23 protein-coding genes, 5 tRNA genes and 9 pseudogenes are annotated in these 24,835 nt (G+C 29.1%); 25 read left to right on the top strand and 12 right to left on the bottom strand.

Annotated elements, in window-relative coordinates; translation table 11 throughout:
• The first annotated feature begins 47 nt into the window (after positions 1-47).
• The 6 genes and pseudogenes from rsgA (at position 48) to DJ007_RS07045 (ending at position 2,460) form a co-directional block, all read left to right on the top strand.
• A pseudogene (gene rsgA, locus DJ007_RS07070) lies at positions 48-865 on the top strand (ribosome small subunit-dependent GTPase A).
• Positions 866-875: 10 nt separating this feature from the next.
• Positions 876-1,533 (top strand): annotated as a pseudogene (rpe, locus tag DJ007_RS20125) (ribulose-phosphate 3-epimerase).
• Positions 1,530-2,119: pseudogene (gene rdgB, locus DJ007_RS20120) on the top strand (RdgB/HAM1 family non-canonical purine NTP pyrophosphatase). The pseudogenes rpe and rdgB overlap by 4 nt, the downstream one beginning before the upstream one ends.
• A 94-nt stretch (positions 2,120-2,213) precedes the next feature.
• Positions 2,214-2,286 (top strand) — tRNA-Glu (locus tag DJ007_RS07055).
• Positions 2,287-2,298: 12 nt separating this feature from the next.
• Positions 2,299-2,374: transfer RNA gene (locus DJ007_RS07050), tRNA-Val, on the top strand.
• Between the two features lie 10 nt (positions 2,375-2,384).
• A tRNA-Phe gene (locus tag DJ007_RS07045) sits at positions 2,385-2,460 on the top strand.
• Positions 2,461-2,492: 32 nt separating this feature from the next.
• Here DJ007_RS07045 and DJ007_RS07040 read toward each other — a convergent pair.
• From DJ007_RS07040 to DJ007_RS07030, 3 genes and pseudogenes are all read right to left on the bottom strand, one after another.
• Positions 2,493-4,030, bottom strand: a pseudogene (locus DJ007_RS07040) (ATP-binding protein).
• A gap of 72 nt (positions 4,031-4,102) precedes the next feature.
• Positions 4,103-6,133 (bottom strand): alpha-amylase family glycosyl hydrolase, encoded by a 2,031-nt coding sequence (locus DJ007_RS07035; protein ID WP_129408957.1) that lies wholly within the window; start codon positions 6,131-6,133, stop codon positions 4,103-4,105.
• A gap of 30 nt (positions 6,134-6,163) precedes the next feature.
• Positions 6,164-6,254: transfer RNA gene (locus DJ007_RS07030), tRNA-Ser, on the bottom strand.
• Between the two features lie 191 nt (positions 6,255-6,445).
• Here DJ007_RS07030 and DJ007_RS07025 point away from each other — a divergent pair.
• The 11 genes and pseudogenes from DJ007_RS07025 to DJ007_RS19055 form a co-directional block, all read left to right on the top strand.
• A pseudogene (locus DJ007_RS07025) lies at positions 6,446-7,593 on the top strand (CD0519/CD1768 family membrane protein).
• 505 nt (positions 7,594-8,098) lie between these two features.
• Positions 8,099-9,429 (top strand): annotated as a pseudogene (gene ffh, locus DJ007_RS20115) (signal recognition particle protein).
• 47 nt (positions 9,430-9,476) lie between these two features.
• A complete protein-coding gene (rpsP, locus tag DJ007_RS07015; RefSeq protein WP_129408955.1) occupies positions 9,477-9,752 on the top strand; it encodes a 30S ribosomal protein S16 in 276 nt (91 codons plus the stop codon).
• A gap of 17 nt (positions 9,753-9,769) precedes the next feature.
• A complete protein-coding gene (locus tag DJ007_RS07010) occupies positions 9,770-10,000 on the top strand; it encodes a KH domain-containing protein (protein ID WP_129408953.1) in 231 nt (76 codons plus the stop codon).
• A 4-nt stretch (positions 10,001-10,004) separates the two neighbouring features.
• On the top strand, positions 10,005-10,376 hold the full coding sequence (rimM, locus tag DJ007_RS07005) for a ribosome maturation factor RimM (RefSeq protein WP_129408951.1): 372 nt from the start codon (positions 10,005-10,007) through the stop codon (positions 10,374-10,376).
• The gene (locus DJ007_RS20110; protein WP_129408949.1) at positions 10,283-10,570 is read left to right on the top strand and encodes a PRC-barrel domain-containing protein; all 288 of its coding nucleotides are present in this window, start codon (positions 10,283-10,285) and stop codon (positions 10,568-10,570) included. Before rimM ends, DJ007_RS20110 begins: the two co-directional genes overlap by 94 nt.
• Positions 10,542-11,306 (top strand): tRNA (guanosine(37)-N1)-methyltransferase TrmD, encoded by a 765-nt coding sequence (gene trmD / locus DJ007_RS06995; RefSeq protein ID WP_129408947.1) that lies wholly within the window; start codon positions 10,542-10,544, stop codon positions 11,304-11,306. The genes DJ007_RS20110 and trmD overlap by 29 nt, the downstream gene beginning before the upstream one ends.
• Positions 11,296-11,859: an RNA methyltransferase gene (locus DJ007_RS06990; RefSeq protein WP_129408945.1), complete on the top strand. Its 564-nt coding sequence runs from the start codon at positions 11,296-11,298 to the stop codon at positions 11,857-11,859. The genes trmD and DJ007_RS06990 overlap by 11 nt, the downstream gene beginning before the upstream one ends.
• 33 nt (positions 11,860-11,892) lie before the next feature.
• Positions 11,893-12,260: pseudogene (gene rplS, locus DJ007_RS06985) on the top strand (50S ribosomal protein L19).
• Between the two features lie 28 nt (positions 12,261-12,288).
• Entirely contained in the window at positions 12,289-13,122 is an 834-nt protein-coding gene (lepB, locus tag DJ007_RS06980) for a signal peptidase I (protein WP_368359553.1), read from the top strand.
• Positions 13,092-13,175, top strand: a pseudogene (locus DJ007_RS19055) (signal peptidase I); the annotation flags it as partial. The gene lepB and the pseudogene DJ007_RS19055, both read left to right, overlap by 31 nt.
• Before the next feature lie 35 nt (positions 13,176-13,210).
• Here the strand turns inward: DJ007_RS19055 and DJ007_RS06975 are convergent.
• Positions 13,211-13,299: transfer RNA gene (locus DJ007_RS06975), tRNA-Ser, on the bottom strand.
• 76 nt (positions 13,300-13,375) lie between these two features.
• Between DJ007_RS06975 and rsmG the strand changes: the two genes are divergently transcribed.
• On the top strand, positions 13,376-14,038 hold the full coding sequence (rsmG, locus tag DJ007_RS06970; RefSeq protein ID WP_165974054.1) for a 16S rRNA (guanine(527)-N(7))-methyltransferase RsmG: 663 nt from the start codon (positions 13,376-13,378) through the stop codon (positions 14,036-14,038).
• On the top strand, positions 14,038-14,823 hold the full coding sequence (locus DJ007_RS06965; protein ID WP_129408941.1) for a lipoate--protein ligase family protein: 786 nt from the start codon (positions 14,038-14,040) through the stop codon (positions 14,821-14,823). Before rsmG ends, DJ007_RS06965 begins: the two co-directional genes overlap by 1 nt.
• A gap of 35 nt (positions 14,824-14,858) precedes the next feature.
• Here DJ007_RS06965 and DJ007_RS06960 read toward each other — a convergent pair whose 3' ends face one another.
• The gene (locus tag DJ007_RS06960) at positions 14,859-15,842 is read right to left on the bottom strand and encodes a type III PLP-dependent enzyme (protein WP_240739369.1); all 984 of its coding nucleotides are present in this window, start codon (positions 15,840-15,842) and stop codon (positions 14,859-14,861) included.
• A 322-nt stretch (positions 15,843-16,164) separates the two neighbouring features.
• On the opposite strand from DJ007_RS06960, the gene DJ007_RS06955 reads away from it, so the two are divergent.
• The 4 genes from DJ007_RS06955 to DJ007_RS06940 are packed head-to-tail and all read left to right on the top strand — an operon-like array spanning position 16,165 to position 19,695.
• A complete protein-coding gene (locus DJ007_RS06955; protein ID WP_129408933.1) occupies positions 16,165-17,439 on the top strand; it encodes a transcription antitermination factor NusB in 1,275 nt (424 codons plus the stop codon).
• 13 nt (positions 17,440-17,452) lie between these two features.
• A complete protein-coding gene (locus DJ007_RS06950; RefSeq protein WP_129408931.1) occupies positions 17,453-18,439 on the top strand; it encodes an asparaginase in 987 nt (328 codons plus the stop codon).
• 1 nt (position 18,440) lies between these two features.
• On the top strand, positions 18,441-19,454 hold the full coding sequence (locus DJ007_RS06945) for an AI-2E family transporter (RefSeq protein WP_206076190.1): 1,014 nt from the start codon (positions 18,441-18,443) through the stop codon (positions 19,452-19,454).
• Position 19,455: 1 nt separating this feature from the next.
• Entirely contained in the window at positions 19,456-19,695 is a 240-nt protein-coding gene (locus tag DJ007_RS06940; RefSeq protein ID WP_129408928.1) for a hypothetical protein, read from the top strand.
• Between the two features lie 133 nt (positions 19,696-19,828).
• Here DJ007_RS06940 and DJ007_RS06935 read toward each other — a convergent pair whose 3' ends face one another.
• Positions 19,829-20,020 (bottom strand): hypothetical protein, encoded by a 192-nt coding sequence (locus DJ007_RS06935; RefSeq protein ID WP_129408927.1) that lies wholly within the window; start codon positions 20,018-20,020, stop codon positions 19,829-19,831.
• A 613-nt stretch (positions 20,021-20,633) separates the two neighbouring features.
• Between DJ007_RS06935 and DJ007_RS14695 the strand changes: the two genes are divergently transcribed.
• Complete coding sequence (locus DJ007_RS14695) at positions 20,634-20,810, top strand: tetratricopeptide repeat protein (RefSeq protein ID WP_165974053.1); 177 nt, start codon at positions 20,634-20,636, stop codon at positions 20,808-20,810.
• Positions 20,811-20,849: 39 nt separating this feature from the next.
• Here the strand turns inward: DJ007_RS14695 and DJ007_RS06930 are convergent, their stop codons facing one another.
• Entirely contained in the window at positions 20,850-21,338 is a 489-nt protein-coding gene (locus DJ007_RS06930; protein ID WP_129408925.1) for a metal-dependent hydrolase, read from the bottom strand.
• A 28-nt stretch (positions 21,339-21,366) separates the two neighbouring features.
• Here DJ007_RS06930 and tsaB point away from each other — a divergent pair, with 28 nt between their 5' ends.
• Positions 21,367-22,044, top strand: coding sequence for a tRNA (adenosine(37)-N6)-threonylcarbamoyltransferase complex dimerization subunit type 1 TsaB (tsaB, locus tag DJ007_RS06925; RefSeq protein ID WP_165974052.1), 678 nt, complete (start codon positions 21,367-21,369; stop codon positions 22,042-22,044).
• A 15-nt stretch (positions 22,045-22,059) separates the two neighbouring features.
• Here tsaB and DJ007_RS06920 read toward each other — a convergent pair whose 3' ends face one another.
• The 5 genes and pseudogenes from DJ007_RS06920 to DJ007_RS06900 all read right to left on the bottom strand — a co-directional run bounded on the left by DJ007_RS06920 (position 22,060) and on the right by DJ007_RS06900 (position 24,775).
• Complete coding sequence (locus tag DJ007_RS06920; protein WP_129408922.1) at positions 22,060-22,293, bottom strand: carbon storage regulator; 234 nt, start codon at positions 22,291-22,293, stop codon at positions 22,060-22,062.
• A gap of 1 nt (position 22,294) precedes the next feature.
• Entirely contained in the window at positions 22,295-22,810 is a 516-nt protein-coding gene (gene fliW, locus DJ007_RS20105; protein ID WP_129409026.1) for a flagellar assembly protein FliW, read from the bottom strand.
• Positions 22,811-22,864: 54 nt separating this feature from the next.
• Positions 22,865-23,275 (bottom strand): annotated as a pseudogene (fliW, locus tag DJ007_RS20100) (flagellar assembly protein FliW); the annotation flags it as partial.
• 106 nt (positions 23,276-23,381) lie between these two features.
• On the bottom strand, positions 23,382-24,185 hold the full coding sequence (gene flgL, locus DJ007_RS06905) for a flagellar hook-associated protein FlgL (protein WP_129408920.1): 804 nt from the start codon (positions 24,183-24,185) through the stop codon (positions 23,382-23,384).
• A 5-nt stretch (positions 24,186-24,190) separates the two neighbouring features.
• Positions 24,191-24,775, bottom strand: a complete 585-nt coding sequence (locus DJ007_RS06900; RefSeq protein WP_129408918.1) for a flagellar basal body rod C-terminal domain-containing protein — start codon at positions 24,773-24,775, stop codon at positions 24,191-24,193.
• Between the last annotated feature and the right edge of the window lie 60 nt (positions 24,776-24,835).

Below are 24,835 nucleotides of genomic sequence, written 5' to 3'. Positions count from 1 at the left end.
AAGGAATAGTGACTCGGTTTCATTCAAATACGTTAGAATTAATAGACATGAATACCAGAGAAAAAATTACTGCTTTCTTGAGAGGTAAATTTAAATTACAAAAAATAACCCAATAGTTGGAGACTATGTAGAATATTCAATAGAAAACGGATCTGCAAAAATAGAAAATATTTTACCAAGAAAAAATCTGTTATATAGGCCAAAAATAGCAAACGTTGATCAAACTGTATTAGTTACCTGTTTAAAAAGCCCAAAAGTTGATTATTTAATAATAGACAAATTTCTTGTTCAGGTAGAAAAGAACAATCTTAATTGTATTATAGTTTTAAATAAAGTGGATTTATTAGAAAAAGAAGAAATTGATGAGTTTTTAAAAATATACTCTCCTCTGTACCCGATTATTTTAACAAGTGCTAAAAAAAATATAGGCATAGAAGAAATAAAAACTTACTTAAAAAACAAAATTTCCACATTTGCAGGAATGTCAGGAGTTGGAAAATCCTCTTTACTTAATGCCATTAATCCAGGGCTTAAATTAAAAGTAGGAGAAATATCTGAAAAACTTCAAAGAGGAAAACATACTACAACTTACACTGAACTTTTAGAATTTGATTTTGGTGGATTTGTAGCTGATACTCCAGGATTTGCAGCATTTGAAGTATATGATTTTGAACCCGATGAATTACAAAATTTCTTTGTTGAATTTAATGAACATTCAATGTATTGTGCTTTTAATGATTGCATTCATATAAACGAACCACATTGCGGTGTTAAAGATGCGGTTGAGAGTGGAGATATTTCAGAAATTAGATATAAAAATTATTTAAAAATATATAATGAAGTGGAAGAATATCAAAAAAGATGAGGAGGAAAAGATGGAAATGAAAATTTATCCTTCAATTTTAGCGGCTGATTTTTCAAAATTAGGAGAAGAGATTAAAAACGTAGAAAATAATATTGATGGAATACATTTAGATGTAATGGATGGCTTATTTGTTCCAAATATATCTTTAGGAACTCCTATAATCAAAACAGTTAGAAATATTACAAAAAATATCTTGATGCTCACTTGATGATTGTTGATCCAGATAGATATATTGAAGATTATGTAAAAATGGGAGTAAACGGAATTACAGTTCATTATGAAGCAGTTACTCATTTACATAGAACCATAACAAAGATTAAAGATATGGTTGTGACGCAGGTGTTTCATTAAACCCACATACTCCCGTTTTTCTCTTAGAAGAAATACTACCTTTTGTTGATAGAGTATTGATAATGAGCGTTAATCCCGGATTCACAGGACAAAAATTTATATCTGCCACATTACCTAAAATTAAAAAATTAAAGGATATGATAGAAAAGCAACAATTAAATGTTGTTATCGAAGTAGATGGTGGTGTTGGTTTAAAAAATATTCGTGAGTTATATTTATCTGGAGCAACTGAATTTGTTGTTGGAGCTGGTGTATTTCATCAGGATAATCCTTCTGAAGCGGCTAAAAAATTGAAAGAGGTTGGTTTGGGAATATGATAATATATCTGGCGACGAATAATAAACACAAATTAAAGGAAGTAAATGAAATTAAACCCGATAGTTTTATAATCAAAGGAATGTTTGAAATTCTAAAAAATTTTGAAGTAAACGAAGATGGAAAAACCTTTCTTGAAAATTCTATTAAAAAAGCCATTGAAACTGCACAGGTTTTGAGAACACCTGTTATCGCAGATGACTCTGGCTTGAAATTGAAATATTAAATGGATTTCCGGGAGTGTATTCTGCAAGATTTATGGAAAATAGAACTTATAAAGAAAAGATGAAACATATATTGAAAAAGATGGAAAACGTACCTTTTGAAAAAAGAAATGCAAGATTTGTATGTGCTGCAACATACTATAATCCAAAAAACAATCTTCTTTTTTCTGTTGAAGGAGAAATAAGAGGCAAAATTGCGTATTCTATTTTAGGTAAAAGTGGATTTGGATATGATCCTATCTTTATTCCAGAAGGAGAAACACTAACCTTTGGGCAATTAGGCCAGGAAGTAAAGAATCGTATAAGCCATAGGAAGCGAGCTTTTCAAAAACTTTTTCTATATTGCTCAATATTCCGAAATTAGAAATCATTTCTTAAAGTTTTTAACCTTTTGTTTTCTTGACTTTTAATAAAAATTCTGGTAATATATATCTCGGTTGTGAAATGTAACCGGATATGCCCCATCGTCTAGCGGCCTAGGACATTGGCCTTTCACGCCAAAGGCACGGGTTCAAATCCGTTGGGGCGCCAGAAAAAACGAGTGGGTGCTTAGCTCAGCTGGGAGAGCGTCTGCCTTACAAGCAGAAGGTCGTAGGTTCGATCCCTGCAGCACCCACCATTTATTAGATGGCCAGGTAGCTCAGTTGGTAGAGCACTGGACTGAAAATCCAGGTGTCGACAGTTCGATTCTGTCCCTGGCCACCACAAAAACTCCCCAATTTTTGGGGAGTTTTTTGTTATTCTTCTATTTTCTTTATTATATAATCCTCTATATTTCTTTTTCCGAACTTATGTTTATTCCTATAAGATATATTTCTTTTCCTCTGTATTTTTCATAATATTTCTTTTCTTTTATTTGTTTTATCGCCTCTTCTGTACTTTTGTCCAGTTTTGCTTCGAATATATATACCCTTTCATTGAATTCTAATACTACATCACTTCTTCCAAGAGTTGTCATTTCTTCTGCTCTTACGTTCAATCCTGCTATTGCCAGTATTGCAAATATTAATGAGTGATAATATCTTTCTTCTTTTTGATGTAGATTATACGGTATTGCACTTATTACTTTTTTTATTTCTTCTATTAATCCTTCTATATCATTGTTGTATATTTTTTCATATATTATATTTTCTGCTTCATCTAATCCTTTTAATCCATAGTTTGCTTCTAATATTAATCTTGAGAAACTGCTTTTTACTTCTATGTTTGGATAGTCAAGTATATATTTTTCTTTTAATCCCAATTTTTTTATCCCTTTGAAGGTTAAATATCCTGCCTGTGTAAAGAATATGTTTGCATTTGCATCTTCTATTTCTCTTGTTGAGAAATCCATTGCACTTACTGTTTCTTTTACTAAGTCTTCATAGGTTATCTTTCTGTTTTTTATGTATTCGTATAAGAATGATGGTGATCCACTTTCAAACCAGTAATTTTGAAATTTCTTTTCTTCAAAGAATTTTAATATTGAGAATGGATTATATACATAATGTTCTCCATCAAATGAAAAGCCATTATAATACTCTTTTAATCCTTTTAATAATTCTTCTTCACTTATTCCCATTTCTTCTGATGTTTCTTTTATGTGTTCTTTGAAGTAATATTCTAATTCTTCCTGTGTATATCCTAACATTTGTGAGTATTTTTTGTTTAATGATATATCGTTTAAATTGTTTAATGCAGAGAATACTCCTGTTTTTGTGAATTTCGTTATTCCAGTAATGAATACAAACTTTATATATTCATCTTTTGATTTAATACTTACATAGAAATCCCTAAGTATTTCTCTATATCTTTCTGCTTTTTCTTTATTATTTATATTATCAAGTATTGGTTTTTCATATTCATCTACCAGTATTACTACCTTTCCTTTTTTTGATAATTTTATTATTAATTCATTAAATGCATATTTATAATTTGTATTTTCTATTGATATTCCATATCTTTCTCCTTCTAATCTTATTATTTCCAGCAATCCGTATTTAAAATCTTCTTCTGTTGAAGATAATACGTCCAACATGCTTATTCTTATTATTGGATATTCTTTAAATTCCCATTTGTCATATATGTAAGTATCCTTGAATAAGTCTTTTTCTCCTTTGAATATATAATATAATGTTGATACTGTTAAACTCTTTCCAAATCGCCTTGGACGGGATAAAAATATTGGCACTTCTGAACTTATCAGGTCATAAATATATTTCGTCTTATCTACATATACATAATTTCCTTCTATTATCTTTTTATAATCCTGTACTCCAATGGGTAGTTTTTTCATCAGTTCCACCTCCTTTTTCTCTAATTATAGCATAATAAAAAAGTCTCCACAAGGGAGACTTTTTTATTGGTTTTATTCAACTAAATAGATTTTCGTTTCGCCAGGATTAAGATTAATATTTAGCCATGCTCCTTCATCCCATTTAAAATCACATCTTCTATAATTTTCAAGCAATAAGCTTATTTTATGATGCCCTCTCCATGTATGATAACCAAGATCATATCCAAAATTTACTGCTTTATCAAAGTTTAAGTTTACAGGAATTAATAATCCTTTATTACCATCCCAATAAAATATGGAAAATACTTTATCCATATGTTCTGTATATCTATAATGACTGATATTACTTATTAAATCTGCATATTCTTTTTTTATTTTACCAAGTGCTACTAATAATCTTACCATATGTTTATCTACATCCCAATGTAATGCATAATAATCGAAAAATGCCAATTTACCATAGAATTGATCTGTTGGTTTTAAATATTTATACCTTTCTTCTTCTGGCTTTTCAAAGTCAAGTCCTAAATTCATGGGTTGTTTTTCAAATATTTCACTTCCTGAATTTATTACTGTTAGTCCGTTTGGCATGAAAGTATTTACAACTGCTGATAATTTTGCAAATAATTCTCCACCATCTCTTGTTACAGCCCTTGGTGAGTCTGGCGTTTCCGCTGTAGCCATTGATGGAACTTCTAATTTTGGCATTATATCTCTTACTGTTTTTATAAACCAACTTTTTTGATGTCTTGGCTCTGCCCACCATGTGTTTCCTAATATTGCATCATAACCGCTTAATTTAGCCTTTTTATGATTATCCATTGAAAGTTCTTCTGCAATGATTGCAAATGATGGATCAAAATTTTTAGCATTTGATATGATTCTATGTTCTAATTCTTTTGGCAATGCATGTCCCATATCTAATCTGGCACCATCTATACCATAATTTTCCTGGAAATATGGCATGATGTTAGCTATCATATTCCATAATTCTTCATTTTTTACTTTACCAGGGAAATTACTTGATTTCACAACATCATATAATACATATGGTGGCTGTTCTTCTGGATTTTCTAAATATTTTTCAGATTCCATCGGATGGCTTAAAAAAAGTCTCAGGAAGGTTACATCATCCCATGTTGGTTGAGGATCATTAATCCAATCAGAAAATCCTGGAACTGTAATTATTTTAAATTCTTTGACTATTTCTTCTAAAAAGTCTGGATTGTCTTTATTTTTCCTGACAAAATTTTCCCATTTTTGAGGATCTGTAATATTCGGAGCCCATCTGAATTTCTTTAAATGTTTTTTTACTTCTGGATTAGAATATAATATCGGTAAATTTTCCGGTGATGGTTGTTCAAAGTCTAATTCGTCAATTTTAGGTGGCTTATATGAGGATAATTCATTTATATCAATCCAGTAGAACCAATCTGGATGTTCTAAAATTAAATTATTATCTCTTGAGGCAGTTCTTGGAATGAAATCAAGAATAACTCTCATTCCCATCATATGTGCTGCTTCAACAAATGCAGAAAATTCCTGATCTGCATCAAAACCTTCTAATAATGGATCATGATAATCTTTTTCTACATGATGAAAGCTTTTTACTGCATATGGAGAACCTACTTCACCCTTTTTAAATTTATTACTTGACTGGGTTATTGGTAATAAGTAAATGGCGTTTACATTGAAACTCTTCAAATAAGGTAATAAAGCTATCATTTTTAAAAACGTTCCGCTTTCTCTGTACCCCAAATCATCATCTGGTTTAAAATATGCCGCATTTACATCATGTTGATAAGCGGTTGTCATTCTTACGTGTGCACTATATATAATTGATTTTTTTAACCATTCAGTTGTTTTTTCATTTGTTGTAAATGATAACGGTTTTGAGTAATCATTAATTTCATCTGCATTATTCAATATTTTTTCTATAATTTTCGTAAAATACTCATAAGGATTAACAACAAAAGTTCTTCCTTTTAATCTTACTGTCCCTTCATAATCATCAGGCATCCACCTTTTAGGCACAGCATAATCAGTTTTCCCCTTTTCAATATTCTTTTTTAAATGTTCGTATACATTTTTCAAATTTTTCATCAAAAACCCTCCCACCAGAATATATAAAAATGGCGGAGGCGGTGGGACTCGAACCCACACGAGGGTGTAACCCTCACCGGTTTTCGAGACCGGCTCCTTAGCCAATTCGGAACACGCCTCCGTTTGTAAATATATTTTAACAAAAGTAAGTTATTTAATTTTGAAGCTTTAATTAAATTTAGAAGCATATTTATCTAAAAACATACTTATTTGACTTCAAAAACTAAAAATCACTTAATTTAATGTTTGAAATTTTTTTCATATTTATTATAATATATTTTGTTTAATATTTCAATATTCCGGAGGTATATTATGGAAGAAAAAGAATTTGTTAAAAAAAATAAACTTAGAGAACCTCTTCTTTTTTTGGTTTTTTCATCAGCAATATTTTTACCTGTAATGAACTATATGGGTATTAGTAATTTTTTTAAAACATTAATGTCTACAGCACATGATTTATTATTAAATACAGTATTTTTATTATGGCCGTAGCTGTTCTAACAAGCGCTTTTGGAAATGTTCTTTCTGAATTTGGGGTTGTTTATCTATTAAACAAACTTCTTTCAAAACTAATGAAACCATTATACAACCTTCCAGGTGCTTCTGCTTTGGGAATATTAACCACATATTTATCAGACAATCCTGCTATTTTATCTCTAGCACAAGATAAACAATTCACAAAATATTTTGAGAAATGGCAAATTCCACTTCTCTGTAATTTAGGAACATCATTTGGTATGGGATTAATTGTTACAACATTTATGATTGCTCAATCCTCTGCAATGGGAGAAAATTTGTTTTTACCTGTTTTATTGGGAAATTTAGGAGCTGTAATTGGTAGCATTATTAGCGTAAGAATATTTTCCCATTATACCAAAAAACACTATAAGGATATAAAACATGTTGATCACCCAGAAGACGTAGAATACTGGAATGCCACAAAAGGTAGTGTCTTATCACGATTAATTGATGGATTATTAGAAGGCGGAAAAATCGGTGTTGATTTAGGCCTTTCAATAATTCCAGGTGTATTAATAATAAGTACAATAGTAATGATGTTTACTAATGGCCCTAAAGACCCTTCTATAGGATATCAAGGGTTACCTTATGAAGGTGTTCCCGTTTTGCAATGGATAGGTTCAAAATTAGATTTTATATTAAATTTTCTTTTTGGTTTTAAATCTCCTAAATTAATAGCATTTCCATTAACTTCCTTAGGTTCAACCGGTGCTGCATTGGCCCTAATTCCTAAATTTATTGAAACAAATTCTATCACACCAAACGATATATCAGTTTTAACTGCTATTGGAATGACCTGGAGTGGTTATTTATCTACACATATCGCTATGATGGATTCATTAAAAGCAAGGAAATTAGCAAGTAAAGCTATTCTTTCACACACTATTGCTGGAATTATTGCAGGATTTATAACTCATCTATTATATGTTCTTTTTTTCTGAATTATGACTTTCAATGGCCTTCATTATTACAAATGCTATTAAAGCAAAGATAAAAAACACCAGCAACATTACTGAAATCCCCTGTAAAGCTTCTATAATAGTTCTTAAAATTTCAAGAGTCCATCTTTCTGGTGTTAAGGAGATGGACTTTTGTAATGTAAAATCTTCTTTGAGAATGAATTAAATTTTTCTTTCTATTGTTGTAATTAAATTGTAACTTTAAATTTTCCACCTTCTCACATTTTGTTTAATAGAATTCATGAAAAAAAAGAATTTTTATAGTATACTAGACTTGTATTTTTATGTTAATTCATTAAACATTGATAAATAGAAGTAATATCTACAGATTGTAGTAAAATTTAATTGCTATAATCTGGATGGGTTTTGTTTTTAAATTTTTAGTTTTATTCCTATTCCTCACCGGAGGTTAATTATATTTATATAATTACTATTGTTTTTATTGAAATTTTTGGTTTTATTCCTATTCCTCACCGGAGGTGTGTACATGTTTGACAACATCCAAAAAAAATTGGCAAAAGCTTTTAAATCATTAAAAGGACAGGGAAAATTATCTGAAAAAAATATTAAAGATGCTGTTAGAACTGTCAAAATGTCTTTATTAGAAGCAGATGTAAATTATAAAGTTGTTAAAGAATTCATCAAAAAAATACAGGAAAAGGCAATTGGTAAGGAAGTTTTAGAAAGTTTAACTCCAGACCAGGAATTTATCAGGATTGTTAGAGATGAATTAATTGAACTGATGGGTGGTAATGAAAAACCAAAGTTAAATATTTCAAAAAGACCTGGTTATATTATGTTAGTTGGTTTACAGGGAAGCGGTAAAACAACCCATGCTGCTAAATTAGCTAAATATTTTAAAAAGCAAGGAAAAGCTCCTTTGTTGGTTGCTGCTGATACTTATAGACCTGCAGCTATCGATCAATTGGTTCAATTAGGTGATCAAATTGGCGTTCCTGTTTTTACAGGTGACAGAAAAAATGCTGTAAAAATAGTTAAAGAAGCAATGGATTATGCTGAAAAGTTATTGCATGATATTGTTATATTAGATACAGCAGGAAGGCTGCATATAGATGAACAAATGATGCAAGAACTAGAAGAAATTAAAAAAATAGCTCAACCAGAAGAAATTTTAATGGTTGTTGACGCAATGATAGGGCAGGATGCTGTTAACTCTGCTAAAGAATTTAATAATAGACTAGAATTAGATGGTTTTATTGTTACAAAGCTTGATGGTGACGCTCGTGGTGGGTTATTATATCAATTAGGCAGATTACGCAAAAACCTATTAAATTCGTTGGTGTTGGTGAAAAAGTTGATGATTTAGAATTATTTTATCCAGAAAGATATGCAAGCAGAATTTTAGGAATGGGAGATGTTTTGTCTCTTATTGAAAAAGTTGAAAGTGAAATAGACAAAGAAAAAGCAGAAGAATCAGCAAATAAATTTTTAGAGGGTAAATTTGATTTTAATGATTTTCTTGAGCAAATAAAACAAATAAGAAAACTTGGCCCTTTATCTAAAATTCTGGAAATGATACCAGGTGTTCCAAAGGAAGGTATTGATGTAAACAAAAGTGAAGCAGAATTGAAAAAAATAGAAGCTATAATTAATTCTATGACAAAAGAAGAAAGAAGAAAACCAAGAATTTTAAATTATTCAAGAAAACAAAGAATCGCTAAAGGTAGCGGAACTACCTTGCAGGATATAAACAAATTAATAAAATCATATGAACAAATGAAAAAAATGATGAAACAGGTTAAAAAAATGAAAAACAAGAAATCGTTGTTCGGAAAAATGCCATTTGGTGGATTATAATAATAAATTAAATAAAAACTAAAATTCTTAGGAGGTGTATTATTAGTATGGTAAAAATCAGATTAAACAGAATGGGAAGAAGACACAGACCTTTTTATAGGATTGTAGTAGTTGATTCAAGAGAAAAGAGAAGTGGTAAATACATAGAATCATTAGGTTTCTATGATCCACTAAGAGAAAATGATACATTTCAGGTAAACGTTGAAAAAGCAGTAGAATGGATTTTAAAAGGTGCTCAACCAACAGAAACAGCAAGGAATATTTTATCTAAAGCTGGAGTTATGAAAAAAGTTCATGAAATAAAATTTGAAAAGAAAGCTTAATGCCAGGAGGCATATGAATGAAAGAATTATTAGAAAACATTATCAAAGGTATTGTTAAAAATCCTGAATTGGTAAAAATTGTGGAATATACAAATGATGACGAAATTGTTTTTGAAATTCATGTAGATCCACAAGATGTTGGTCAAATTATTGGAAAAGATGGAAGAACTATTAAATCTATAAATACATTATTAACAGCAGCTAAAAAAGATGAAAATACAAAATTTTTATTAAAGGTAATCAGGTGATAAGATGAAGAGGTTAGAAGACCTCTTGAAAGATAGAGTAGCTATAGGGAAACTTTCAAATACTCACGGATTAGAAGGGGAACTCAAGCTTTTCCCTTTCACTAATGAAAAAAAGATTTTTAATAATTTAATGGATGTATTGCTTTATAATCCAAAAACAAAAAGATTTTTATACGCTAAATTTGACTCTATAAGGAAGGCAAATAAACTATATATTGTAAAAATATATGGGGTTGAAAATATATCAACTGCGCAAAGATATAAAGATTTTGTTGTTTATGTATCAAAAGATATACTTCCAGAATTAAGCAATTCAGAATTCTATTATTTTCAATTATTAGAAAAAAGGTTTTTTACGATGATGGTACTTATGTAGGTAAAGTTGTTGATATTTTAGAAACAGGTGCTAACGAAGTATTGATCATTGAAAAGGAAATAGATAGATTCAACAAATCTGAAACAATTTATCCTCTTATAAAGGAAAATCTTATTAAATTTAACAAAACAGACGAGGATATTGTTGTAAAAAGATTGGAATGGTATGAAGATGAATCCGAAGATAGAGATTGATGTAGTCACAATATTTCCTGAAATGTTTGAAGCTATAACAAAATACGGTGTCTTATCAAAAGCTATTAAAGAAAATATTGTTTCATTCAAAGCACATAATTTGAGAGACTACACTAAAGACAAACATAAGGTTACTGATTTATATGCATATGGCGGAGGACCAGGAATGGTCATGAAACCAGAACCTTTTTTTGAGTTTTATGATACATACATCGAAAAAAAAGGCAAAAAACCTTATGTAATAATTACTTCACCACAGGGAAAAAGGTTTGAATCATCTGATGCAGAACGCTTAGCAAAAAAAGAAAATATTGTTTTTTTCTGTGGACGATATGAAGGTATTGATGAAAGAGTTATGTCTTTAGTTGATGAAGAGTTTTCTATAGGAGATTTTGTTGTTACCGGTGGAGAATTACCAGCTATGCTAATGATTGACGCATTGTGCAGATTCGTCCCTGGTGTAGTTGGCGATATAGATAGTGTAAAAAATGACTCATTCTACAATCAATTGCTTGATCATCCTCATTATACAAAACCCAGAGAATATAGAGGTATGAAAGTTCCTGAAGTTTTGTTGAGCGGTAATCATAAAAAAATTGATGAATATAGAAAAAAGGAAAGTATATTAAGAACTATTCTAAAACGTCCAGATTTATTTATTAAACATGATCTTGATGAATTTGAAAAAAAGGTCATTGTTAATATAATCAGGGAGCTGATTTTAAATGAGAAATAATGTTTATATTGCTTTAATACATTATCCTATATTAGGCAGAGAAGGTCAGATTATTTCAACCGCTATAACCAATTTAGATATTCATGATATAGCAAGATCATCAAGGACTTATAATATAAAAAATTATTATATAGTTTCAAACCTCCCTGCTCAACAACAAATAGTAAAAAATGTTTTGAAATATTGGACAGAAGGCTTTGGAAAAGAATATAACCCAAATAGACATGATGCATTATCTATTGTCAGATTAAAACCCTATTTAGAAGACGTAATAGAAGAAATAGAACAAAAAGAAGGTAAAAAGCCTAAATTAATTTTTACTTCAGCTAAAATCAGAGAAAGAACTAAAACATTTAAGGAAATTAGTCAAATATTATTTGAAAATGATGAACCACATTTAATCTTATTTGGTACAGGTTGGGGAATGCCAGAAGAAATTAGATTAATATGTGATTATGAACTTGAACCTATCAGAGGAAATGCAGAATTTAATCATTTATCAGTTAGAGCAGCTGTTGCTATTACATTGGATAGGTTATTTGGAGAAAAATAAAGATAATAAAAATATTCTCAAGGAGGGTTTAACATGGATCAATACATTAGAGCCATTGAAAAAGAGTATATGAGAGAAGACATCCAGAATTTAGACCTGGTGACACAGTAAGAGTTTATGTTAAAGTTGTTGAAGGCGGAAGAGAAAGAGTTCAAGCTTATGAAGGTATTGTTATAAAAATAAGAGGTGGTGGATTAGGAAAAACATTTACAGTTAGAAGAATTGGTGCTAATGGCATAGGTGTTGAAAGAATATTCCCTGTACATTCACCATCTATTGAAAAAATCCAGGTTGTAAGAAAAGGTAAAGTAAGAAGAGCAAAACTTTACTATTTAAGAAATGTAAGAGGTAAAATTAAGATTAAGGAGAGAAGGACTGATCCTTTTTGTCTAATAATCTAAAAAACAAAATAAAAAAAGAAACTTATGAATGGATCAATGCCTTATATATGCTGTTATATTCGGTACTATAATAAGACTTTTTGTTTTTGAAACAATGATGGTTCCAACACCTTCAATGGTACCTACCATACAGGTGTTGGACCGTTTATTCATTGAAAAAATAACTTATGACTATAGTAAGCCTAAAGTTGGAGATATTATAGTTTTCTGGACTCCTTTTGTAGATAAAACCGCACAAAAACAGCTTGGGGCATTTGATAAGTTTATGGATTTATTTGCACCAAAGGAATTTGATGGACATGTAAAATATGTAAAAAGATTGGTCGGAACTCCTGGAGACACTCTGGAATTAATACCAGATACTAAAATTTGGGACAGAATTAAAAATGATAAAAATTTTAAAACACCATATTGGCTTCAAAAAATCATAGACTATTATGGTGGTATTGATAAATTACCTTATGGTGTAAAAAATTCCGTAGCCCAGCTTTATGTAAACGGAAAAATTCCTGAAGGATTTGAAGACAGATATTACTATATTGATGGAATATTTGCCTCAAAGGATTATTATAAATTCATGGCTTATCCTGAAAAATATAGTAGTGATATTTATAGGACATATACTGAACTTAGAAAACCTATGTTTGATTTAGGTGCTTTTAGATATTATAATAAAAATCTTGATTATACAAAATATTACGAAAAATATTTAGCAAATCTTGATTTGAGTAAAATCTTTGTAGAAGAAAATGGAAGAGTAAAAATTGTTTTACCTAAAGGTTTTTATTTCTTTATGGGGATAACACTACTGAAAGTTTTGATAGTAGATATTTTGGTATTGTCCCTGAAAAAAATATTATAGGAAGACCATTTTTAAGAATCTGGCCATATAATAGATTCGGTTCTGTAAAATAAACCAAAAACCGCCTTCAATCGGGCGGTTTAAATATTGGCGGAGACGGTGGGACTCGAACCCACACGGGGCGTCAACCCCATCGGTTTTCAAGACCGACGCCTTAGCCAATTAGGCTACGTCTCCGAGGAGTATTATACCATATTAGGAGGTACTTGTCAATGAAATTTTTATTGAGACTTCTTGAAAAATATGAATTTTTTTGAACGAAAATTCATATAATCAACTAAACAGATTTATTGAATTAATAATAAATTACCCTGTTAACTTAACAGCAATAAAAGATTTTGAAGAAGCTTCAAAATCTCTTATTTTGGATAGCATTTATCCATTTATGAAATTCATAGATTTAAAAAATAATACAAACTTTTTAGATATTGGAACTGGTGGTGGAATACCTGGAATACCTTTATCCATCATTTTTCCTGATATAAATTTTACTTTATTAGATAGTATTGAAAAAAAAATAAAAGCAGTTAAATTTTTTTCAAAAGAATTGGATTTAAAAAACGTAACTCCTATTAATAGTCGTGTAGAAACTTTTTCAAAGAAACATTTAGAACAATTTGACTATGTTACTGCAAAAGCAGTTTCAAGAAGCGATATATTATTAGAATATGCTGCACCTTTATTAAAAATAAATGGCTTATTATTTTTATACAAAGGTCCTACCTATCGTTCAGAAGAAAGAGAATACCTAAAAAAAGCTATGAAAAAAATATATTTTGAAATTATTGAGGAACATTATTATGAACTATTTGGAAAAGAACGACATTTTATTGTATTAAAGAAAAACGGAAAAACTCCTTCAAGTTTTCCAAGGAAAGTTGGAATTGCTTTAAAAAAACCATTAGGAGGTATTTGATGATACGTCTAATTGTTGATACATATCATATGGGATCATGGAATATGGCATGCGATTTGGCAATAGCAAAACATGTTGGGAAAGGATGTCAACCCACTACTATTCGATTGTATGGCTGGAGTCTCCCAACATTATCCCTTGGAAGATTTCAAAAAATGGATGATATTGATTTAGAATTTTTGAGAAGTAATAATATTGATATAGTTAGAAGACCTACTGGCGGAAGAGCTGTATTACATCATAAAGAAATCACATATCTTTTTTCCGCTCCCGTTACTCATCCAATACTCCCTAAAAGCGTAATTGGAAGCTATAAAATAATAGCTGAAGCTTTAATAAAAAGTCTGGAACACCTAAACATTCAATGTGATGTTGAAAAGAATAAAAACAAACATTTAAATACTCCTGCATGCTATGATGCACCATCTATATATGAAATTACAATTGATAAAAAAAAGTTTATTGGAAGTGCTCAATACAGAAATGACCATTATATTTTACAACATGGGTCTATACCAATAGAATTTCCATTAAAAAATTATGTTAATAGCTTTAATTTAACTAAAGATAAAAAAGAAAAATTATTTAATCATCTTAAAGATAGAGTTATTGATATAAAATCTGTTTTAAATAGAACTATTTCTTTCGAAGAATTAGCTGAAGCTTTAAAGATAGGCTTTAATAAAATTTTTAATGACGTTGTTGTAATTGGAGAACTTTCAGACTCCGAATATGCATTAACAAAAAAGCTTGTTGAAAGATTTGACATTGATATTGATGAATAGAATAAAAATAAGAGCCTATGAAAAGGCTCTTATTTTTATTTGTATAATATTTCTTTCAATTCTTCCATAGTATAAACTTTAGGTGGTTCAATACCATTAAAATGAGCAGCATACTCAACAGTATACGCACCGGCATTAATAAAATAAACGATGTCATTATAATCAATATCAGCCGGCAAAATATGATCTTCATAAATGGTATCAACACTATCACATGTTGGTCCTGCTAAGGTAAAAACATCTGTTTTATCATAAGATTTTCCTTCAATTTGTATTTCATATTGGAAATTTTCAATGGTTTCCATCAAACCATGGAATACACCCACATCAAGATAAACCCATTTTTTTGACCCTTTTCTACTTTTTAATATAACCTTTGACACAAGAATACCCGCGTCTCCTACCATGGATCTTCCCGGCTCTGTAACAACCATCAAATTTTTATGTTTCCACAAATATTCCTGAATGGAATCATCTACAACTTCACCTATTTCCTCAACAGTTGGAATTGGTTTAGTATGTTGAACAGGTATTCCACCACCAAGATTAAGCATCTTTAAATCTATTCCATTTTTTGAAAGTTTATTAAATACAACACTGGCTTCAAGAATAGCCTGCTGCCATTTATATTTATTATATGATTGAGAACCAACGTGAAAACTTACGCCATAAGGTTTTAATCCATGTCTATTTGCCCAATTTAAAATAGCTATGACATGATCAATATCTGTACCAAATTTACCAGATAACGGCCAATCACTATCAGAAGAACTTGTAGCAATTCTTGCATATACCTTTGAACCTGGAGCATTTCTTGCAACTTTTTCAACTTCCATCTCACTATCTACAGAAAAATATTCAATGCCAACTTTCCATGCATAAGCGATATCTTTTTCTTTCTTTATAGGATTACCATAACTCATTCGTTTAGGACTAATGCCAAGCGATAACAATTTATTAATTTCACCAACAGAAGCTACATCAAAGGATGAACCTAAATCTCTTAAAGCTTTTAAAATTTCAATATGGAATTAGCTTTTACTGCATAAAAAATTTCAACATTCTTCATCGATTCCTTTAATCTGATATAATTTTTTTAACCTGGTCTATATCCAATACTAAAAATGGGTTTCTATCTTTTGAGCAGCTTCTCTTATTAAATCATTAACTTCCATTTTTCTCCCTCCATAGAAGATTGAATTTCAAACTATGAATGTATGATAAAACAAAAATGTTACTATTACTAACACAAACTGGTGACAAAATAAAATTTTTAAATTTGCTTTTAATATTATATCCTGTAATATACCTCTGATATAATAATAAAAAGAGGTGATTCAAATGGTGAGAAAAGACGCTTATTTATTGTTAAGAGAATTTGATAAAAAACATTATATTCCACAAAAATCTTTCGAGTATTTTAATGAAATATATTCAAATCAGGATATAGCTTTACTAAAGAATCTTGTATGGGGAACCATAAGAAATCTTGTTAAAATAGATTTTTATTTAAAAAAACTAATACGAAATTATAAAAATACTCCTCCTGCTTCTAAGTGGATTCTAAGACTTGGAGCTTATCAGATTTTAAATGATTTTAAGCCATACGTTGCTGTAAATGAAACTGTTAAAGTTGCAAAAAATAGAAAGGTTAGAGGATTTGTAAATGCAACTTTGAAAAATTTGTTATCTAAAAAAGATGAGATAACCCTACCTGAATGGGCAAAATATTCTATTTCCAAGTGGTTATATGATTATATGATTGATTCTTTCCCAAAAGATTATGTGGAAGTCTTTATGAAAAAAAGTTACTCCGTAAATCCTCTTACATTAAGAACTAATACTTTAAAGATATCAAGAGAAGAATTAATGGAAAGGTTAAAGGATTTCGAAGTAAAAACCTCTAACCATTCGCCTTTTGGAATTATTATAAAGAATCCTAAATCACCTATAGAGATTACTGAATTTTATAAAGATGGATTGTTTTATATTCAACATGAAAGTTCACAAATAATACCTTTAATTTTAGATCCAAAGCCTGGCGAAAGCGTTTTAGATATGTGTTCTGCTCCTGGAGGTAAAACAACAGAGTTAGCTCAACTAATGGACAACACTGGAAATATTATTGCTCTGGATATTGATATTGATAGATTAGAACTGGTTGAAAAAAATGCAGAAAGATTAGGAATTGACATTATTAAAACGAAATTAATATCAGGAATTGAATATAATGAAGAAAAATATGATAAAATACTAATTGATGCACCATGTACTTCACTTGGAACTGCTTCTATACATCCTGAAGTTTTGCATAGAGTGTCAAAAAAAGATTTCGATACTTATTCTGAGGTTCAAAGACAATTATTAAATAATGCAATAAATAATTTGATAAAAGAAAATGGAACTATTGTATATTCTACATGTACTGTTTCTAAAGAAGAGAATACGTTGAATATGAAATATATTTCGGAAAATCATGATAATATTGAGTTTGAGAAAATTGATTTAGACAAGTATAATATAAAAAGTTACTTTGATGGTTATGGTTATTATTTTTATCCTGATGAAAGTTTAATTCCTTTTTATGTAGCAAAAATAAAAATAAATAATATCTAGAAAGGGGATAAATATGGGAAAAATAGCAATTATCACAACAGGTGGAACTATCGCAATGATACATGATCCTTTACTTGGAGTTATCCCTTCAGAAGAAAGAAACAAACATTTAAATGATATCCCGGAATTAAGAAAAATTGCTGAAACTGAATTAATTGAATTTACCAATATTCCAAGCCCTCATATGACTCCTAAAATTATGTTTGAACTTTCAAAATTTGTCAAAGAAGTTATTTCACGAGAAGATATTGATGGTATTGTTATTACTCATGGAACAGATACTTTAGAAGAAACTGCTTATTTTTTAGATCTGGTCTTAAATGAAAATAAACCTATAGTTTTAACTGCTGCTATGAGAAATTGGAATGAGCCAAGTACTGATGGACCAGCTAATCTAATTTCATCAGTTAGAGTTGCATCTTCAAAAAAAGCTGTTAATAAAGGCGTTCTTGTTTGCTTAAATGATGAAATTCATTCAGCAAGAGAAGTTACAAAAACATATACAAGCAACGTTGCTACCTTTGATTCGCCAGGATATGGTCCATTGGGAATTGTTGATGAAGATGCTATAATATTCTATAGAGAATCGCTTTTAAGAATGCATATTGATGCAATAGATGTTGAAGATAAAGTTGCTTTAATAAAAACTTATACAGGCGATGATGGTTCAATTTTGAATGTTTTACCAGATCTTGGTTTCAAAGGTGTTGTTATTGAAGGATTTGGAAGAGGAAATGTTCCACCAAAAGTAGCCGATAAAATTGAATGGCTTGTTAAAGAAAAAAATATACCAGTAATCGTTGTTTCAAGATGTTTTAAAGGAAGGGTCCTTGGAGTATATGGATATCATGGTGGCGGCGCAGATTTAAAAAATAAAGGTGCTATTCTTGGTAATGAGGTTTCAGGCCAAAAAGCAAGAATCAAGTTAACTGTAGCATTAGGTGTTACGAATAAAATTGATAAATTAAGAAAATACTTTGAATTTAATGGAGTTGATTAAAATGAATTTAAGCCCTAATTTAAAAGGTGCTTTATTTTCTGCTTTATATTTTTTACTCTTTATTAGTATTGCTTTTATCTCAAGAGATGTTTTCACTATTATAATATTTACTATTGGCTTTGTTTTAGCCATTAATCTTGTTGCTAAAGGCTTAAATAGATTAAAAATCCCTATGAAAATAGCAACTGTAATTGCTCTAGTTAGTTCTTTGTTTTTCTTATATTTATTACTTGTATTACTAATTCCTACAGTTATAAAAGAAATTAGCAATTTCATAATTTTCTTAAATGATTTTTTCCAAAAAGCCCAGTGGAAAATTCTATTACAAAATCAGCCACAAAATATTGTCGATAATATAGAAAATTTCATGAATTCATTGCAACCAAAATTAATAGAAATACTTTCTAACTTTATAGAGCTACTTCCAAGTTATGGTCAAAAAACTTTTACATTTTTGTTTTTCCTGACAATAGGTACTATATATTTTAGTTTTTATTTTGATAGTTTTAAAATAAAATTACAATATTTATATCCAAAATCTTTGAGAAAAAGTGCGAATTTATTTTATAATGAAACATTTAATCAAATTGAGCATTATGTTGTTGCAACATTATTCGCCTCAGCTTTTGTTGGAGTTTCTGCTTTTTTAGCAATGTCTTTTTTAGGTATCAAATATCAATTATTGCTGAGTTTTTGGGCCGCTGTTACCAATTTCATTCCAGTTATCGGGGTTGTTCTTGAGTTTATTCCTATGATTGTTGTAGGAATCTCGAGTGGATTAACCACAATGCTCCTTTTTTTACTTATCATGTCTATAATACACGGAATCGCTTTTATTATATTTATATCAATAATGAAAGATTATGGAAGGGTCAATCCTGTAATTACCATATTTTCCCTATTAATTCTTGGTTCTATTATAAGTTTAACTGGTGCATTAATCGCTGTACCAACTGCAATGATTATAAAAGTATTCTGGCAAATTTATATAAAACCAGAGCTTGAGAGGAGTTAAAATGAAAAAAATTTTGGTTTTAATTACTTTAATAATCACTATTATGTCATTTTCAATGACAATAGATGATATTAGAAATCTTTCAAAAATGCCAAATACATTAAATCAGGCATGGGTTGAATTTGTAAAATTTATTGCTGAAAACCCTAATAATCCTTCTATTGGTATTTTAGGTGAAATTTTATCCGCAAAAAATTTTTTTATGAAAATTATAAAAATGCTCCCTTTTTTGAACCATTAATTCAGGAAAATTTTAATAAATTTTGTAATTCACTTGGATTATATAATAGCACTTTAAATGAAAGTGAAACTCAATTGATTCTTAAAATTTTCCCTCAAATCCTCTGGTAGTAAAAAGAACACTTGAAACCGGATTATTGAATTAAACTCATATAAGTATCTATATAAACTGGATGGTTTGGAAAAATATGTATCTCCTTTTTCATATCAGGATTTTTGCAAATATTTGTAGATAAATCTATAAAATCGCCAGTATTTCTGGATAAAGATATGGAAACTTTTGTTATTAAATTTGTGCCAAAATCAAAAATTAATGAAATTAACACTATTTTGAATAATTCTACTTATTTTTAGACGAAAATAATTATCTTGGAGCATATAAACTTCTTGATTTTTAAAACGTCTTGGAATTATTAATACTGAGGAATTGCAAACCTACTCTTTACTAAAAAAATATTTGATCTAAAACAAAAATAGGAGAACTTTCTTCAAATATATATATAGTTGAACCCGAAAAATTAGAAAGCTTCACATTGAATATTCTGGATATTACTGAACAAACATTAAATTTAGGTATAGAAAAAATACGTTGTATACTCTACTTGCGGTATAGTAAAAACTATCAGTATTAGGATTGAGAGTTCTAATAAAATTATATTTAAAAGTATACCGGATAAACTTACAGATTTAATAGAAAATCACCAGCACCACTAAAAGAAGAGTTATCAAAATTAAAAAATGTCATTTTTGAATCTTCTTTAAAATCAAATTATAAAAATAATTCATCAAAAGTAGTACATCAAGTAGTATTACTAAATCACAAAAAAGTATAAGAATAATAATTTGATATTTTACATTATAGGATTATTTATTTTTTCAATATTAATTACGCTCTCTGTTCCTTATTTTATACCCACACATAAAAGTGTAGAATTTTATATGAGTTTAAAGTTATATAAACTTGCTTTAAAATTAACAGAAAAAATTTTAATCAAAAATCCAGATGATTATAAAACATATATTTTAATGGCACGTATTTTAGAAGAATTAAATGAAATTGAACAGGCCATGATGGCATATAAAATGGCACATAAAAAAGAAAATCTCAAGATTTAAAATGAAAGTCAAGAAATAAATGGACGTAAAAACCTACAGTTAAAGATAAAGCCAAAACAGAGCTTCACTATCAAATAAATAGTAATTGTTTGATTTTAAATAATATGTAATTATTCCGAGTAAAATACCTGTTAAAGGGCTATGCCATTTTCCTCTATGTTTAGTAATATAATTAAATAAAAACCCTATAATTCCTCCTAATATAATACCTATTATTATATACAGCGTTTTTAGAATATATACTCTCAATGCCAGAAAGGAAAGAAAATCATAATACCTTTTCAACTTGAATATAGAATATATTCCAAGACCCACTAACAGTATTCTAAAGAATTTATTTATTAAAGAAAAATTATGATCTACATCTGGCAAATCCGAACCCAAAACAAAGAAAAAAAATGAAAGTAATATGAGAGATTCATCTGGATTAAAGTTTATATGAGCCATATCCATAATAAATGAGTATAATAGAAAATATGTAGGATAAAATAATATTCCTGTTATTACATGTGTTTTAAAATTAGGCATATATATTCTCCTTTCAGGTGGTGATATTTTGAATATTTTGGGTATAGATGCTTCAAATAAAGGACTTTTAATAGCATTAAAAAATAATAATTCTATTCATTACAAAGAGAATTTCGAAAAAAATTCTGGTAGCTATATTGTTTCTTTAATTGATATGCTTTTAAAAGAAAATAATTTAAATATAGACGATATTGATCTCTTTGGTTGCACTATTGGACCCGGTTCATTTACAGGCATTAGAATTTCTATAGCTTCAATTCAAGGATTATTATTTCATAGAAATAAGTATGTTGTACCAGTTATATCAACAGAAATTTTATTCAATAGTTATAACGGTATACATAAAAAAAGTAAAATTGCTATTTTAAAAAGAGCTCGTGTGGACGCAGCTTATGTTCACATTTTCGAGAATGAAAAAACTATATTTGAACCTAATCTTGTTTCTATTAATGATTTAAAAGATATTATACAGAATTCATATTTACTCGGTGATGAAAGTATTTATTTTAAGGAAAAACTACACTTAGATAATGAAATATTAACTGCTGATTATTCATTAAATGCTTTTGTAAATTACATAGAACAAAATAAAGATAAGGCAATTCCAGCAAAAGATCTGAAAATCTTATACCTTCAAAAACCTTTAGCCGTTGAAAACTTTGAAAAGAAGAATAAAATCCAAATAGATAATGATATATATAACTAAAAATAGCCCTGAGGGCTATTTTTTTTCAAATAATTTCTTTACTTGAGAAACATCTTTAACTTTTGTAGCTGAAATATTTTCTTTCATTATGCTTTCATATACTTCTTCCCTATATATTTTAAAATCCCTTGGTCCTTCAAATCCTATTTTAATAGCATTACCTTCTATAGATAAAACTTTTATTTTTAATATTTTATCTTCAATCATAATTGTTATTCCTTCATCACTTTTTCTTGAAAGTACCAACATATCATGCACCCCTTTCTTTTTCAGGTGCCTGTCTTTTTAATATTTCATCACTTCTCTCTATTTCTTCTTTTACATTATGTTTTAAATGGTACTCTTCATTTTCCAGAATTATTTGAATCCCTTTATTATTCACTTTAGAAATCAATAGAGGAGCTTTTAAATTTACAGTAATATTATCAGGATCACCGTGTGGTATGGTCATTATTGCAAAAATTTTTACATCATCTGGTTTTTCAATCGCAAGATATTCAACAATATCTTTTGAAAGTTCAAAAGTATAATCAACTCTTACAAGTAATGGATCAATTATAGGAAAACTGATTTCTGGCTTTTCTAAAGATAATAACCATTGAATTGGAAATGTTTCTTTAGAAAAGTAAATATAAAATTTCTTTAAATATTCAAATCCTGGTATTCCATTTTCAAAGGTTATTATTTCGCTATCTGTAATTTCTATTTCACCAAATTTAGTTTCATATTTTTTCTTATTTTGAGATAATTTTGAAACCTCTTTAATTTGTTTTTCCAATATATGTTGGCTCACTATGATTTCATCTCTTATATTATGTTTTATTGATAAATTTTCATCATCCAGGATGTATTGAATTCCTTTATTCGTTTTTTTGGAAATTATTAAAGGAGCTTTTAAATTTACAGTTGCATCTTCAGGATTTTCATGTGGAATAGTCATTACAGCAAAAACAGCGGCTTCTTCAGGATCTTCAATATCTAATTTTTTAACAGCTTCTTCAGGAACCTTGATTTGATAATCTATTTTTACTAATTTTGGTTCTATTATAGGTAAAGATACTAATTCATCTTCCAAAGATAATAGCCACATTATTGGATATGTTTCTTCGAGAGTAAGTATAACAAATTTCTTCAAATGCTCAAATCCTGGAATTCCATCTTCAAAAATAATAATTTCATTATCATCTACTTCTATTTCTCCTACTCTTGTTTTATATCTTTTCAATGCCACTTTTAATCTCCTCCCTATCTAATAAAATCCACAAGGGACTGTGGTAATATTTGGGCTGTTGTTTTTAATGCTGCCTGCAATGTTGTTTGTTCAAGAGACAAATCACTTAACGCTTTTGGCAAGTCTGTCCCACCAGATTGTTAATAATATCCGTATTATTATCCACAACCTTTTCAAATCTTTTTTCCATTGACTCCAACATATTATCAACACTACCAACTCTTGCCAGATTTGCATTAACCTTATTCAAAACGCTGTCTAAAGAGCCTAAATCTCTCTCAATATCATCATCATTTCCACTTTCTGCAGAATCAATAAGTCTATCTAATATTCCAAAAACTGTTTCTCCAGAATCCGTTTTAAATACATCATACACTGTTACACCATACTCAATATCTATATGTTCCACTGGAAGTTTAGCCCTTATATTTGCTTCTTGTGGAGTATTTATTACAACCGTCTCGTTTTCTTTTCTAACAGGTGGAACATTAGTTTTTGCACCACCAAAAATATACTTACCTCCAATTTGAGTATTGGCTAATTTATATAAATGTTCTTTTAATTGTTTAAGTTCAAGAGCAATATGATGCCTATCCTCAACCGTTTGTGTATCATTAGCTGCCTGAACAGCTAATTCTTTTATTCTATGATTAACATTCTGCATTTCCTGCAAAGCAGTATCATAATAAACGAGTACAGAGCGTGTATTTTTTATATCTTCTATATATCCATTAAGCAATCTGTTTCTACTCATCAAATAACTGGACTTTCCAGCATTGACCGGATCATCTGATGGCTTATTAATCTTTTTCCCTGTAGATATTTCCTCACTCAATTCTTCTCTTCGTAGCAATGAATTCCTGATATTGTTTATAGCATTATTTGCTATCATACTTTGAGTAACTCTCATATTAATCACCTCATCAATCCATTAATTATTCTATCAAGCATTCCATCAACTACATTAATCACCTTTGCTGCTGCATTAAATGCCTGTTGATATTTTATCATATTTGTCATTTCTTCATCCAATGAAACTCCTTTTACACTTTCTCTTTGATTAAGATATTCTGTTCTTAAACTATCTGTATTGATTTCCATTCTTTTTGCTTTCTCTCCAGACAACCCTACATCAGTAATCATATCTGAAATATAATCTTCAAAATCATGTCTTCCATCTGAAAAAATTTTAGCACTTTTTAATAAGTACCCTCTTCCATAGTGAAGAAGAGTGTTCCCAGTTGGAATAATCGTATCCACATCTCCATCATTATCAGTATCAACTTTTTTCCCTATATCCATAGCAAGCATATCTGGGTTACTCAAAAGATAATCTTTTACTTTTAAATTTTTTGCAACTTTTACATTATCTGATAAAATAAATTTTGAAGCATATTTTAATTTATCTTCTAATGTGGTTGCATCATAATCTGGATTTAATAATGTAAAATTTTCGGAATATGCCTGTGTAGTATCTTCATGCTTCCATAATCCAAGCATCTCAAATAATTTTTCAGGTCCTTTGATCTCAGCATTTTTTAGATCATAATTAAGTGTTTT

This window comes from Marinitoga lauensis, from assembly GCF_004135675.1.
GTDB classification, from domain to species: Bacteria; Thermotogota; Thermotogae; order Petrotogales; family Petrotogaceae; genus Marinitoga; species Marinitoga lauensis.
This window is presented reverse-complemented; position numbering and strand designations above follow the sequence as displayed.